We start from the raw sequence: 14713 nt of genomic DNA on the forward strand, positions 1-14713 counted from the left end.
GGCTACAAAACTGTCATTAAAGCATGTTCCAATCGCAGGGGAATTGATGATTTATGTATAGCGATCTTGAGGCGATTTGGCAAATAACACTTACTCGACCTCACGTCATTGAAATCAAAAACACAGGTGGCTTTTTTCAAGATAAATTCAGAGTCATTGTCGATGGAATTGAAATTTTAAATAAACTAATCTTTTTAGGTTATGGCTCGCACTCATTTATCTTGGATGATTCTCTTGTAGAAATCCGTTGGTTTGTCAACTATTTTTCGGGGAAAATAGATTCCATTGTGCTGATGCAAGACAAGATAATCCTTGCTCAGTATGGCAGCGATCGCGCTGCCCGTAAAACTTTTATTTCTGCTTGCGATCGAGCATTTTTATCCAATCAAAATAATGAGGAAAAAATGGAGAAGAATGAAACAGGAATTATGATGCTAGCCTTATTAATTACTACTAGCATTATTGGCGGCGGTATTTGGTGGCTTAGTCATAATTTTGACTTTTTTGAACGAGATAAAAATCCAACATCAATTTCTACACCTTTACCAACAACTAATCCAAATGAATCAACAGAAGAAGGAGCGGATGGGCTTCCTTCTCCCGAATCAGAGATATCCGAGCCATTTTCGACTGGAGATCGACCGACAGTTCAACCCATTGAAACTCCTGTTCGGACTCAATCAGACGAGCTTCCAGCCTATGTTAATGGATACCTAGTATGGAGAGGGAAACAAATTCCCGTTGATTGGGGAGAAATGCCATACTATTTCCAAATCGAGAGGATCGATGTAGAAAAAAAAGAAATGCCAAACAGTGGCAAGCTAGTTACTGCCATTACTTTCATTGTTACAGCTAGACGTGAGGTGTTTTATTCTGACAGTAGTTTTTATATTAAATACTATGACTCAGACGGAATTGAAGTTAGACCTTCTAATCTAGGGCTTCCACAGGTTGAGTACAATCCCAGGATTAGGCGTAGTCGCAAGCGTAGTAGAGCATTCTTTCCCATTCCAGAAGGCGATGAACTTTCCCAGGTTAATGTAATTAAGCTCGAAGGAAGCCCCTAGATCGAGAATAATCCAATCCAATTTATCTGTCTTGAGTGCGTCGATCTATCCTAATAAAAGCATCTTTGAGGGAGAAAGAAATCGATCGACGAATACCTCTTAGGACTAGAACATCTCAAGTCGCTGCATTACTCGTGGCAAGAATGCCAGCAAATGGAGGACATCTATTTAGATCATCGGAACTACCGCATCAGGTAAGAAAGCAGGACTGTTTACTAAAGCCGATGAGACAAGCGCGATCGCCATCTATTCTCCTAGTTCATGCACGTAAGCGGGTCGGGGAGAGAGTCGATCGAGTAAAACCCGATCGATTGTCCAAAATTGGGCAGATTCGCTTTCGGCAACTGCTAGAAAGGAAGCATCATAGAGGGTTGGGAGTTGATACTGCTGTGCAAGTTCCCAGGATCTCATTCTAACCGACTCCTCATTGATGTAGTCTATGGGGAAATTACAAAAGTCCTCATAACAGCCTTGCGCTTGCTCTGCCGTCAGCAAATCCATCCTGATTTTTTTTCGCAAGACAGACCCGATTTCTGCCCAAGCAAAGGCGGGAGCCACTAAACGGGCAGCCCCTGAAACGGCTTCTAATACCAGAGTATCTGCCTGGGGTTCGTGTTCGTCTGGGACGAGGTAGGACACTAAAACGCTGGTATCTAGACAGAAAACTCTATTCACGCCGCCCTTCTCCTTTTCTAAGAGCGCGAATCAGTGCGGTAGCATCTGGCTGTACGCCAGTTTTCGCCTTAATTTCAGCCCGCCTAGCCACAATGCTCTCATGGGCTGAGAGTGCACGCCTCCGTTTCACCTCTCGCTCTACTGCTTCTACCACTAGCTCATTGAAGGATTCCCCACCATATTTTAGCTGTTTGGCTTGACAGACTAACTTGGCAGGAAAGCGGATGGTAACGGCTTCACGTTCCATATCGATCTATCTAGTAACTTAATTGTGATATCATTTATTGTAACCTTTTTGCGATAGCAATGGTTCGCTCCGCCTCTCTAATCGCGCTTGAATCTCGCCTGAGACGTTGGAGAGAAAATTGTATTCGGTACACTGTTCTATTGCGTTTCCAGATCCGTCAGTTCAGGGGCAAGGCGATCGCGCTGGGTGCGACTCCATAACTTGAGAAGCTCCGCCTCCGAGAGGTTGAAGTTTTTAAAGACTGTGCATTTAGGAAATAGTTGGCAAACTCTTATCAGTCAATTCTGCATAGGTGCGATCGCGTGAGAGATATCTTTAAGCGAATCAGACTACAGGAGTACTGAGATGGATATAGTCAAAAAAGTAGCGGATAGAATCGCTAATGGAGCAAACTACCTAGCCGACGAGGCAGAAAAGCGGATGAACTACTCCAGAGGCTTTAAAGACGGATATAACGACCGACCTCGTAATCGTTTTTTTGAGAATCTCAGCGATTATCAAGAAGGATACGAAGCAGGACGTAAACAAGCTCAAGCAGATACGAAATCTCCTTCCCTATTACCTCGTTCTTTCCAAAAGCCTAATGAGGATTAACCTCTAAGAAACTTGAGAAATTCCTGGCTGAAAAGCCAGGAGTAGTTTATACAAGGAGTTGTCATGAGTAATAGATTCAAGCTTATATCTCGTCGAATTTTAGCTGAGAGGGGTTCTCCTTTGAGATTTGGGAATCATGTCGGTGTTTACGATGAAAGATACGAAGAGGTTTTAGACCTTGGCTTCAATGAAGAAGACAATTCCATAATTATTAGAATTAGTTCGCTTGAAGAATTTAAACAAGGGGAACAAGTCAGATTTGAGTTAATAGAAGGAATGAGTTCTGAATCGGAAATTGAAAGTAGGTGGCACGCAATATCCTCAGCGTGGAAAAATAGCGAATTAAACCATCTTAAATTCAATCTTTATTCACTAAATTGTGAAACTCTGGCGTACTTCGTGCTGACAGGCAGAGAAAATACTCCACAAGGGGAAGAACTCAACGATTTAATCGGGGAGATGCTAGTTGGATCATTAAGAGGACTGGCTAATATTCTGAGGAGCTGGTCTTCTGATTGATTAGTGATAAGCACATGGAGAGTTGAAATACTATGTCTGAGCCGCTTCAAGAGAATTTGCAGTCACACGTCAAGGAAATTGCGCGTCCACGAGATCCCTATCTTGCCAATGGTGGGCATTTTTACGTCCAAGAATATATTCGTCAAGAGTTAGCACAATGGGGGGAAGTAGAGGTACATGAATTTCAAGTGCGGGGTAAAACCCACCAAAATTTCATCCTCGATTTACCCAATGATACCAATACTCAGAAACCACCGATTTTAATTGGTGCACACTATGATGCGGTTATTGGTTCTCCTGGTGCTGACGACAATGCTACAGGTGTAGCTGTATTGTTGGAATTGGCAAGAATCTTTGCTGCTGAACCAGGACATTATCCTTTGAGGTTGGTGGCATTCGATCTTGAGGAATACAATTTGCTAGGTAGTTTTTGCTATGCCAGCAAATTACGACGACAAGAACAGCCCTTACGTTTAACCATTTCTTTAGAAATGTTAGGTTATTGCAACCATAATCCCGGTTCGCAACAATACCCTCCTGGCTTAAATTTTTTCTATCCTAGCAAAGGTGATTTCATTGCCTTAATTGGCAATTTGCCTACCTTACTTGACCTAATTCATATTAGTTACCACATTAAAAACACAGGAATCCCTTGTGAATGGCTTCCAGTGGCGATAAGGGGTTTGCTGCTTCCTGATACTCGAAGAAGCGATCATGCTCCTTTTTGGGACAACGGCTATCCAGCCATTATGGTCACTGACACAGCCAATTTACGAAATCCTCATTACCATCAGCCAAGTGACACCATCGATACTGTAGATTTTGAGTTTTTAACAGGCGTTTTGAAGGGTCTAGCTACTGGTATTAGAAACATAAGATGAAATTGAGAGAAAAAACATGGATGTCAAACATATTCACTTTATTGGTTTCGACTTAGGACACGGGCAAACCGCACTTGCATCTATCCCAACCCACGCTTCTGCTCGCTTGGAAATCCTTGAGATTAATAATAAAAAGGTTCAGACCACAGCATTTAAGCGCAGCGACGATGGAAAAATTGCTACAGGCGATCGAGCTTTTAATAGCGTTGTTGAGCCTCCGAATCAACTCTGTATTGCTTTCAAAAAAAGAGCAACTTCAGAGCCTGAGTACAGAAAAAATATGCAAGAGTATTATTACTCAACCCTTCAGCATCTCCAGGAAACTAATCAAGTGCCTCAATGGCATGACAGAGTTATTATCATCGGTTGCCCCTCCGAGTGGAAGCAAAAAGAACGCGAATCTTATCAAGAGCTTTTCAGTAATCCCCAATTTCCAAAGCCTGAAGTTGTTTCTGAGTCCCGTGCTGCTCTTCTCCATGTCATGGAACAGCAGGGAAAAACTCTCACCAAGGCGGATCTTGATGACGGGGCTGTGCTGGTCATTGATTGTGGCTCTTCTACCACGGATTTTACGATTATTCATGGTTGGAATTCAGAAGAGCCATTAAAAGATTTTGGGGAAGACCTTGGTGCTTCTTACTTTGATGAAGAAATTTTCAAATACTCAGTAGAACAAAATGAAGATGCAGCTAATCTCATTGCTTTGATTCAAGCAAATGCCAATCTAGTGCCCATAATGAAATACCTCTGCCGACAAGCGAAAGAGAAATATTTTGATGCTCCAGATGATTTCGCTGAAGACAATGTTTCGGTTGGCTATCGACGGATTGGGAATACAATTTTCGAGCCATTGGTTAATGGCGTGCTGATGAATCAACTAATTCACCAACCGCTTGCTAATTCTCAATATTCATGGATTCAAACTTTCCAAAATCTCCTTCAAAGAGCTAAAAATGAGATTACCACGCGGGGATATTCTCTAAGAGCCATACTGCTTACAGGTGGAGCTTCTCGTATGGGTTTTATTAGAGAAAGCATTAAGCAAATATTTCTTCAAGAAAACCCAGAAATCAAGTTTCAACAAGATCCAGAGCCAGAATTTTCAGTTGCTAGTGGATTAGCTCGATGGGGAAGGCGACGATATCTAATCGAATCTTTCCGTGAGAATACCAAACGTGTCTTTGATGAAGAAATGCCTGAGCTAATTGAAAAACACAGCAGTGAGTTTCTAGATATCCTTATACCTAAGCTCATGGATACAGTTATTCCTCTATTTGTTATTCCGGGTCTATTTGATTGGAAGCAAGGAAAATTCGAGACGACTGAAGTTCTTCAGAAACAAATTAAGCAACAAACTAATCAGTGGTTGCAAACATCTGAAGGAATAGAACTTATAGCTTCAGTCGGTAACGAGTGGTGGCATAAGGGGGTTGGCAAGGAGTTTTTATTTTTTATAGATCCTCTGTGTAGAAAGCATGATGTACCTACAGGTTCAATGGATCTTAAAATTCCTTTTCGTTCAGAAAGTTTTTTCGATCCAGAATTTCCTTTCCCTATTCCACTAGAGCCACTAGTCAGATTCATTGGTTACATTATTTTTTGGGTAATTGTGTGGGCATTACCTTTAGGTGGTCCGATAATCGCCGCTTTTATCACTTTCTTTGCCAAGGATGAGGTTGACAAATTTATTGACCTGAGCATCAAGAAAATTAATATGCCAAAGTTGCTAAGAACCACTGTTAATGATACGGAGATTGAGAGTCTCGATCTTAAACGGCACGAAATTGCGAACAAAACACGAGAAATGATTAGTAGTGATGATAAAGCTATGAAAAATATCACCTCGCAAATTCTCAAACACCTACGTACAGAAGTCGAAAAAAAGGCTGATGAAGCTAGTCGTTTTATTCAGTAAAAAAGCAAAAATTAAGAACAGTAAAAATAATTAGGAGTCAGCCATGTTTTTTAATTGGTTCGGAAATAAATCCAACAAATACGAAGATTACTACGACAAAATAATTGCATCTCCGATACCAGCATTAGAAAGAGAGATAGATAAATGTCTAGAAGACTTTACGAACGAAAGACGAGAACTCAAAAAATTTCGTCAAGATATTGATGAGCAAATAAAACAGATAGAAGAAACTCAGCAAAGGCAGCGATATCTTTTTAACAGTCTCGGAGAACTATTATCTCAAAACAATATTCCAGTTACTCCTCAAAATATTAAGTGGGTGATGCAACAAATCCAAGCTCAACCGAATGAATATTCTTTTGTTGAGCAACAAATGATTTATTGGCGCAAACATCATCTTGAGTTAGCTATTAGACAAATAATCCAGAAACTCCCTTATCCTCCACCTGTGGTAGAACAAACAGTAGCTTGGATGGTACAACAGGTAAACGCTCAACAAAATGAAATCCTCTTTATTCAACAGCAAATGCTTTATGAACGCCAAGAATATCTAGCTCACATAATTAGATATGGCTTACAAAATATTGGTCGTCCTATCCCAGTGAATTTACCCAATATTAACGGATTGATACAGTATATTAATACTCACTTTCAATGTCAATGCCAACCAGATGAAGGTTCTTTTTTTGGCGAACAAATGCAACTTTATTGGTCAGGACAACCCCTACCAATCGACCGCAAAAGTTACCTTAAAAGTTGTACGCTTGAATTCTTCTACAAAAGAGTTGCTCATTATCACAAGAGGTCGGGAAGAAGTAGAAATCTATCCTATCAACAAGATTTAGCTGCTATTGATAGACAGAAAGAAGTAAATGCCTATCACAAATATCTGGATGAAAAACGCCTAGTTGAACACCTAGAAAATACTCAAAGGAATTGGGAAGGATTAGGAAGTAGCTTAAGCCGGGATTTGGCTAACGAACAATTAGAATTGCGTAAAAGATGGGAAGCTGCAATGCTGGCAGCAGATTCTAGCGAACAATTTAGTCAAAATGCCGCAAAATTCCAGAAGTTAGCAGAAGAAGAAGAAAGGAAATTAAAGTATTATGAACAGCTAAATATTGACGTTTTTACTGAAGGTTTAGTTGATTTTATTCTCACAGAACCATTAGATTAAATTGGGAGAAAAAGTATGTCTGAGAAATTACCGACAGACAATAAAAGATTAGTTAGCAAATTAGTTCGATCTGCTAGCGAACTAAAATCGAAAGTATCGGCAGTAATACAGTCATCTTAACAGGCAGAAATCTTGATTAATTTCATTGAACAACGCATTCATCAATTAGGTGATTCTCTCCGTGACGAAATGCACCAGATTTCTGAAAAGTATCGCTCTGAAATGGAGCAAGTATACCTGCAAAAACAGCAACAATTACGCCGTGAAGCCATGTATCAGTGGTTCATTACTTTGGCTTTACTAATAGCAATGATGGCGAAAAATAGTATCTTAAATTTTTAAAGAAAAGCTAATTTTGTAGTCATGAGTCAGCAAATACAAAGTCAGATTGAACAAATCACCCTTCAAAGGTATCGAGAACTTATCCAAGGGGGTGCCATCGTAGTTCAGGATTGGTACGGTACAGTACATCTACAACAAATTCTCAATCAGTTTGCTTCTGCAACTGGAGCAAGGGCACGTTTCTTCATAGTAGATGCCCCACTTCAAATTCTTGCTCAAGCAGCAGACGGATGGAATGCAGAAAGTTTAGCTGATGGAACCTTTATTTTTAATTACGATTTGCTAAATGCCAGTTGGTCAATAGCAGAAGGATACGCCTGCTGGCGCGCAGATCCATCTTTTAATCTGAATTATCATTTTTGGCTGATAGCTCAGGCTTTAAGGAGCGACTTTGATATTATGCCCCCTACCGATATATTTGGGCAACTCCAGTATCAAACAAGCCAGATCTTTCGAGACATGATTGCTTTTGTTGCGGCACACGAACTTGCCCACTTTATCAAACATGATTTGGCAAGGAAATTAGTAGAAGCATCGTTGACGGGAAGTACTCCAATTTCCGCCATGTTTTTCAGTCGGGGACTCGAAATTGAAGCTGACCTTCTTGGTTTGAGTCTCCTTGTACAGGCAGGATATGACCCGCGTGGGGCATTATTATCTCTTGCTTTTATGGACTATTTGGACAAGTTTACGGGCAGACAGCCTCATCCTTTAGATCCCCATCCACCAGCTAGCGATCGCTTCACGATCGTCCAGCAATGGCTGACTAATAATGGATTTCCACTTCCACAGATTTTTGAGCGGATTCATATATAGCTAAATCCCTAGATAAATCTTTAGAAGTTTTTGCAACACGACCCTAGAACTCAGGTTTTCCTCTAACTTGGCTCACTGACTAATCTCAATGTCGCTAGATTCGCATAGATAGCTCAAGACTTCTTGGGCATTGCGAGTCAGAGTAGGAGACGGATTTTTCACAGAGTAGATTTCCTGCAAAGCATCCGACCAAAGACCTAGTTGGGCAAAATAGTTAGCGCGTTGTAAGGCGATTTCCTCGACAGTGGCTCCTGCTGTTTTCAGTTGCGTTTCCAGTTCCGCCAGTTTAGAGGCGATATCATTGCGCTCTTGGGACTCCATCACTTGAAAAGTAAAGCGCTGCCGATGGGAAGACGGAACGACCAATTCCCAATCGTAGATTTTACCAGGCTGCAACGCCTCTCCGGTATACTTAACACTTTGAAATTTTGCCGTTTGAGATTGTGCCGTGACAGTCTGACTCCACAACAGTTCCTGCTCGCGATCGGGATTAAAAGGACTGTAAAGGCGAATTTTGATACTTGGTGCCGTTCCTTGCCAGAGAAACAGAGGGCGATCGCTCCAGATGATATTTTTTTCTCCTAGCAAACCGGGGGTAATCTCGCAGACATTCCCTCGTGAGGTTAAGGCAGGCTCGTTCCGTTTCGATTTCAATAATTCCCAAAGAACTGCCCAGACTGAGTTCTGCTCGCTTCCTCTAGTTTCTGTTGAAGTGTTGGCATTGCGAACGCGATCTCTAGTTTCTACTGAGGACTCAGAATTCGGCTGAGCAAAGGCACTGAGAATCAATCCAGAGTAGAAACAGGCGGTAGCTGTGGCAGCCAGTAGCAATATAGACGCGATTTTCTGGCTGGGTTTTCGAGTTGAGGTCAACGACTTGATATTAACCATGAGATGTCCTCCTCAAAGTCGGCAAAACATAAATCCAAAAGGCTACTGACGGCAGAAACCAAGGCAGCAATACCGCAGCAGAGATATAAACCTGTAGTCCAATGAGAATATAAGCGGCTGTAGCGCCAGCTAGCCCAATTGCCCACTGCCATCGATCTCTGTACTGTTTCCTCAGCACCAGTGTGGCTCTTTTGCCCAGCAAAACTGCTATGCCGATCGCCCAAAGATCGGGAATGGGAACGACTAATCGCTGTGCCAGCAAATGATGAATCATGTAAGCAAGGGCTTCAGATCCCGCGAATTTGTCTGGGTTGGTTGCCGCAGAAACCCGCCGTTTTCGCCAGTAAGCAACGGCTAGAGGCGCTGGGAAATTATCTGCCCCAGGTATGATTCCTGCTTCGTCATATCCTCCTGGGGCAACGATCGCGATTTGCTGCTCGAACCGATCGCCTGCTAAAGTATCGACATTATCATCGAGTAACTGCCAAGCGGCAATGCGATCGTAAACCAAGTCTGGGGGAATCGAAAAGTCATTGATAGGTCGCAACCAAAGTTGACCAAAGTTTTCGGCAAAGCTGCTTATCGGGTGAAGCCGTGTTTGGCGTAAGAAGGCAACAGTATCGTTGGGTTTATCTCCCTCGTTGAGATAATTAAATACTTGGGTACGAAAATCGCTTCGGTTATTTAATCGCGGTTTCGGCAAATCAGAGGCAAAAGGGTCTTGATTGAGTGCGTAAACTACTGCCAGCAGATAGGCAAAGGGACAAGTCTGGTAACAATCTGTTTTTGCAGGTAAAAGTCTGACATATTGGGGCAAGGCATTAGTATAACCTTCGAGACTCCAATAACGTTTCGCAATGCCAGTTTCAGGCGCTCCCCCCACTTCTTTTCCATTATCCAACTGAGCTGCAAATACAATCCAAATGCCTTTCCGATCGACCGCAGTGCGGATAGATTGTGAGAGTAGGCGATCGTTCCCAGGTCTGTCTAGAAGATAATCGATTCCTACAACTTTGGCATCTAAGGCTGAGAGTTTGTCAATCAAACTAGCTAGATAGCTGCGATCGATTGGATTGGGATCGGAGATCCCCGCTTTCTGAATTGACCGCTCGTCGATCTGAACCAACAGGACGGGGGGTAATGCCGCAGGTGGAATTTGTCCCGTGACATCGCGGTAGATTGCCTGGATTAAGACTCGCCCTTCTAATAAAAAGTCCTGTACGGGGGGAAATAAGCTCAGTAGTACTAACGATCCCAGAGCGATCGCTTCTCGGCGCGTGGGCAACCACTGTTTGAGCCATTGCCTAAAGCCAAAAGGTTCAATTTGAAATAGATCGGCATCGGGATGACAAAATAAGGAAGGAATGAGGTAAGCAGAGGGATAGGTAAGGTTCTGTTGCTGCTTGAGATATTGACAGGCTGCCAGCAGGGCATCGCACACGTCTTTGTATTGGGTTAAGAGTTGCAGAAACCGCACCAGAAAGGCTTGCGCGACTCGATTGTGGATTGGCTCCCGCATCACTGCCACTTGGCTTAGTCCCAAGTCAATCAGCGAGGCAGCCATACTGAGTCCCCGACAGGAGTTAAAGAGAGCAAATTGAAGTCCTCGCTCTTTGGCTAGCTGTAATTGTGGCGCAATTTCACTGACGAACATTGACGCGCCAGGGGCGATCGCTAACTCTCCTCCAGTAATGGCAGTTTCATTGCTATGTCCGGCGAAAAATAAAATATCCCAACCCCGTTCGTCTGCGATCGCCTCACAAATCTGCGCCTTGAGTTCGGATATGGCTTTTCCGGGTTGCCAGCCAACAAATTGAATCTCTGCCACGGAGACTAACGATCGCAAAGCTTGCCGATCCCCTTGAAAGTTCAGTCCCGTGTCATCGCCTAAAATAGCTAAGACGCGAGTTCGACCGCGACGAAATCTCTGACGCTGGGGAGTCGTTTCTGCCCGGATGTTAACTGGAGTGCGAGCAAAGCGAATGGCGACCGTCCCGGTAAATTCTGTTCCAATTTCCCAAGCTTCCCAAGGAAATCGCTCTAGCTCAATTGGGTTACAAGTGAGGAAAACATCGACGCAGCCGCCACCGAGCTTTGACTGGACGGGCACTTGCTCTGCTAGGCGCTTAGCGGCACGGGCAATCTCAGTGCGAATTTCAAAGAGTTCTTGACAGCGAAGCCAGCGATGAAACTCAGACAGCAGCATGGCTTCCGCCTGCACCAGTTGGGCATGGCGCTCGACGGTCGCTCCGCTGCCAGAAGCTTCCACTCGCGATCGCAACGCCGTTTTATAAAAGCCCAGATAAGCTCGCTGCCACTCCTGATACAGTTTCGTCAGTGCTTCTGGATAGGACAAGGTAGCGCAAAGCTGTTGTCCTCTACCCCAAGACAGCTCAAAAAGACAAGCTCGATCGATTTGTTGGACTTTGAGCCGAAAAATAGAGCGAAGCATTATTGCGATTCTTCACGAATAAAGGCAAAGGACGGCAATGTAAGGGTTTCTCCATCCATCAAGACAAGGGTCACTAGAAATTGCTCGTTCAATGCGCCGACGACACGAGTATAGAGATAGGTATCCCCTGGGTTAGGCTCTACCTCGACTAAAACATTCGTTAGCTCGCTGACTCGTAATTTGAGTCCTTGGGGCAGCTCGTTCCCAGACCGCGTTCCTAAGATTAGCAGCAACGTCCACTCCGATTGAATGGGAATAGACCAGGTGACGGCGTACAATCGCAAGAGATTCTCAGCTAAAGTCAAGTCTCGGTAAGCGCCACGCGCCTGGGTAGGGATTTCCATGCCCCTACTTCTTAACTGGGCGATTATCGCCCCGAACTCTTCAGCAGGCGATTCAACGACAGTATCTCTCAGGGAACGTAGGGGTACTGTAGCCAAATCCGGGGGCGGAAGTACCATCCAAGATAGATTCTGGGCGAACTCGTCTAGCTCGTCCTGTAACCACAGCCATACATTCACGACTTGTTGGGTTAGGTTTTGTAAGATTTGTGAAAGTTGACCGATCGGTTGTGCTTCTGTTTGCAGGCAGTATAGCCAATCTAGTAGCTCTGGACTGCTCAGCAGTGCCGCTCCCTGCTCCCAAGTCAATACCTTCCACAAGGGGCGATTTGGAGATTGTAGCTGTGGGATTAGAGGTTCTAGTTCAGCTTGTATCCCCGATAGAGACGCTAAGCGATTAGTTGGTATCGCAGGCAGAGGGATGGCAGTCGGTTCCAAACAGCGCAGGTAGAGCAACAAGCGATCGGGATCGCGATCGAACCATGCGTATGGCAGCTCGTAAGTCCAGTCTGGCTCGGCTTGTAAGTTAGCAGATTGCAGACGGTCTACGAGTTGGTCGTGGCGGATGAAGCTCTTAATTGTGGCTTGTTCCTGCTCTTCTCGAACCTCTACCAGCACATAAAAATGGGCGGCATATTCTGGCAAGTCAATGGCTGCTCTTGGGAAAGCGATCGCTTCATCGATTAGGGTTCCGGTTGCCAGCAAGCAAAGTTTAAACTCGCCCACCTCTAGATTACAATCCGCAGCGATCGCGTTGGCATACTGCGGCTGCAATACAGTACAGTTTTCCGAGTTGACCCGAAGCTCTGCTGCTCGCTCGCTCAGCCACTGCTCGAAACCAAATAACGCTAAAGCATTGAGATAGATTTGCCATTGCCGGAATTCATTCACAATTTGGCTGCTGAGTTGTACGGCTCGGTCAATCTTGTCCGATTCGAGGAAAATTGTCTCTACGGGCAAGGATTCAAAGTCGAGCAGAAGGTCAGTCGGATCGTTAGGGAAGTTAGTCATGGCGAGTTTCTCCTGGCTTCGAGGTGGCGACAGAGACGCTGGGCAAAAAGGCTGCTGGAAGAGCGATTTTTAGCCATGCTGGCTTCTGTTTCTGCTTCTTCGATTGTGGCAGCAATCTGTTCGTCAAGAGCAGCCTCAACTTTTTGAAGTCGGTCTGGATGAGTATAGGTCATGGCTGTTTCTAAGGTGCGATCGCGCAAATCCTTTAACATTTGCTGCCGGATATCAGCCCGAAATTCCTTGAGCTTGAGCAGACGACTCACTTGATACTGTGCCTGCAAACCGACAACAGAAGCAATTTCACCCATAGACTGTCCCTGACAGTGAAATAATTCGAGGGCAGTCAGAAATTGCCGCGCTATCTGAGATCCTTTGTCCTGTAAACAACTGAACCGAGCCTGAGTTACCTGCTCTATAGCCCGATCCAAGCAGCTTATGAATTGCTGGCGGTAAAATGTCAAAAATTCTGCTTGCTCGTTTTCTTCTTCTGAGTCACTGGTAGGGGCAGATGCCTGAAGGCGCTCGGCGATTAACTGAATTTTAGGGCGATCGAGGGATTCTTGAGCAGTAGACCCTCCCCTGGCGTAAATGCGATACTGACGCAGGCGCTCTGCTAGGTCTTGCAAGCGAGACATAGTATTTTCTGGCAAAAGAGTAAGGTTGGCTGTTTGGCGATTCAGATGAGCGATTTGTTGTAGTTGCTCCCTTGAGGGGGGCTGGCATTTCCCCTTGACCCCAGAGGAGCGCTGCTTGAGGCGATCGCGCCGATAGATAGCGTGATAGCTCTCTAGCAGAAGGCAAGCATGCTGAATTTGAGCTGGCGCAAGATTGTGAAATCCCGCCAAAATTCGCTGTAATTGCTTGGGAGCCGTGTCATTGAGGATTGCCCAGTCGCTGACCAGATAAACGCCGCGTTCTAACAAGAAGGCATTGAGTTCTCGATGATGTTTTACGAGTCTCGTCGTCCAAGTGGACAAGCTCGCGCGTTCCGGGTCAAAGGTTTGCAAAATCTCAATAGCCAGAGATTTGTATGCTCTTGGAGAGCTTGACGATCTCAAATCATCCAAAATGTCATCAAGGACAAAAGGAAACAGATCGTGACGAGTAAAGCCATGTTCGCTGCCAAATTGAACTTCAAGCTGAATGCAAACTTGCTCGATCTGACCGGAGATAAAGCAGCGCAAACAACGCTCAGCATTGAGAGGATTGGTGTCTTCCCCCAAGGGAGCTTTGGCAGCATCGCGGCGTAAAGCCAGCAGTTGGCGTTGAATGATTGAATCCGCCACGTCTACTTGAGTTGCCAATTCGGGAAATTGCTGCTGGAAAAACGCTTTAGCTGAGGCAATTTCTTCAACTTTGCGCCTTCCGGTAGCATCAAGTCTCGCGAGTCTCCAGTATCTCGATGCAGCACCCACAGTTATTAGACCTAGCTCGGACTAATTACATAATGAAACCTCCTGCGGCTAAGCGATCTAAGCTCTTAACTTTTGTTTGTAGTCGTTTTCTTGACCGAGGTCTTTTCTGTCAGCCTTACCTATCTCTAAACGCGCCGAGCTTATGCAGCTATTAATCTGCATAGAGCAACAGAGCAAGTAAGATGGCATCGCATTTATGCTTATCCTCTCTGAATTGACAGTTCTACAGCAAGCGCATAGAGCTTTTTTGCATATCCTTTACTCGTTTGGAGAGAAAGTCAAATAGCCGCTAACCAAATAGGACCTATTTTGCCACAGCCGCCAATCTAGGACTAATTGTGAATTGTGAATTGCGAACCGACGCGGACTC

General features: G+C 44.4%; 14 protein-coding genes. 8 read left to right on the top strand and 6 right to left on the bottom strand.

The genetic code is table 11. From position 1 onward, the window contains the following. Positions 1-53: 53 nt before the first annotated feature. Positions 54-1067 (top strand): hypothetical protein, encoded by a 1014-nt coding sequence (locus PLE7327_RS14370; protein WP_015144534.1) that lies wholly within the window; start codon positions 54-56, stop codon positions 1065-1067. Positions 1068-1313: 246 nt separating this feature from the next. Here PLE7327_RS14370 and PLE7327_RS14375 read toward each other — a convergent pair whose 3' ends face one another. Both PLE7327_RS14375 and PLE7327_RS14380 read right to left on the bottom strand, forming a co-directional pair. Further along, positions 1314-1742 (bottom strand): type II toxin-antitoxin system VapC family toxin, encoded by a 429-nt coding sequence (locus tag PLE7327_RS14375; protein WP_015144535.1) that lies wholly within the window; start codon positions 1740-1742, stop codon positions 1314-1316. After that, positions 1735-1989 (bottom strand): YlcI/YnfO family protein, encoded by a 255-nt coding sequence (locus PLE7327_RS14380; protein ID WP_015144536.1) that lies wholly within the window; start codon positions 1987-1989, stop codon positions 1735-1737. The genes PLE7327_RS14375 and PLE7327_RS14380 overlap by 8 nt, the downstream gene beginning before the upstream one ends. A gap of 345 nt (positions 1990-2334) precedes the next feature. On the opposite strand from PLE7327_RS14380, the gene PLE7327_RS14385 reads away from it, so the two are divergent. The 7 genes from PLE7327_RS14385 (at position 2335) to PLE7327_RS14410 (ending at position 8233) form a co-directional block, all read left to right on the top strand. Then, positions 2335-2583, top strand: coding sequence for a hypothetical protein (locus PLE7327_RS14385; protein ID WP_015144537.1), 249 nt, complete (start codon positions 2335-2337; stop codon positions 2581-2583). Positions 2584-2646: 63 nt separating this feature from the next. Beyond that, positions 2647-3102 (top strand): hypothetical protein, encoded by a 456-nt coding sequence (locus tag PLE7327_RS14390; protein ID WP_015144538.1) that lies wholly within the window; start codon positions 2647-2649, stop codon positions 3100-3102. Between the two features lie 32 nt (positions 3103-3134). Beyond that, entirely contained in the window at positions 3135-3983 is an 849-nt protein-coding gene (locus PLE7327_RS14395) for a M28 family peptidase (protein ID WP_015144539.1), read from the top strand. A 16-nt stretch (positions 3984-3999) separates the two neighbouring features. Continuing rightward, positions 4000-5898 (top strand): hypothetical protein, encoded by a 1899-nt coding sequence (locus PLE7327_RS14400; protein ID WP_015144540.1) that lies wholly within the window; start codon positions 4000-4002, stop codon positions 5896-5898. A 43-nt stretch (positions 5899-5941) separates the two neighbouring features. Further along, on the top strand, positions 5942-7075 hold the full coding sequence (locus tag PLE7327_RS14405) for a hypothetical protein (RefSeq protein ID WP_015144541.1): 1134 nt from the start codon (positions 5942-5944) through the stop codon (positions 7073-7075). Positions 7076-7264: 189 nt separating this feature from the next. Further along, positions 7265-7417 (top strand): hypothetical protein, encoded by a 153-nt coding sequence (locus PLE7327_RS24885; RefSeq protein WP_015144542.1) that lies wholly within the window; start codon positions 7265-7267, stop codon positions 7415-7417. Between the two features lie 21 nt (positions 7418-7438). After that, complete coding sequence (locus PLE7327_RS14410) at positions 7439-8233, top strand: M48 family metallopeptidase (protein ID WP_015144543.1); 795 nt, start codon at positions 7439-7441, stop codon at positions 8231-8233. Between the two features lie 72 nt (positions 8234-8305). On the opposite strand, the gene PLE7327_RS14415 is transcribed toward PLE7327_RS14410, so the two are convergent. The 4 genes from PLE7327_RS14415 to PLE7327_RS14430 are packed head-to-tail and all read right to left on the bottom strand — an operon-like array spanning position 8306 to position 14343. Beyond that, positions 8306-9124 (bottom strand): DUF928 domain-containing protein, encoded by an 819-nt coding sequence (locus tag PLE7327_RS14415; RefSeq protein ID WP_015144544.1) that lies wholly within the window; start codon positions 9122-9124, stop codon positions 8306-8308. Beyond that, complete coding sequence (locus tag PLE7327_RS14420; protein WP_015144545.1) at positions 9117-11576, bottom strand: CHASE2 domain-containing protein; 2460 nt, start codon at positions 11574-11576, stop codon at positions 9117-9119. The genes PLE7327_RS14415 and PLE7327_RS14420 overlap by 8 nt, the downstream gene beginning before the upstream one ends. Beyond that, the gene (locus PLE7327_RS14425) at positions 11576-12928 is read right to left on the bottom strand and encodes a DUF1822 family protein (RefSeq protein WP_015144546.1); all 1353 of its coding nucleotides are present in this window, start codon (positions 12926-12928) and stop codon (positions 11576-11578) included. The genes PLE7327_RS14420 and PLE7327_RS14425 overlap by 1 nt, the downstream gene beginning before the upstream one ends. Continuing rightward, on the bottom strand, positions 12925-14343 hold the full coding sequence (locus PLE7327_RS14430) for a hypothetical protein (protein ID WP_015144547.1): 1419 nt from the start codon (positions 14341-14343) through the stop codon (positions 12925-12927). The genes PLE7327_RS14425 and PLE7327_RS14430 overlap by 4 nt, the downstream gene beginning before the upstream one ends. Between the last annotated feature and the right edge of the window lie 370 nt (positions 14344-14713).

Source organism: Pleurocapsa sp. PCC 7327 (genome assembly GCF_000317025.1).
Classification (GTDB): domain Bacteria; phylum Cyanobacteriota; class Cyanobacteriia; order Cyanobacteriales; family Microcystaceae; genus Hydrococcus.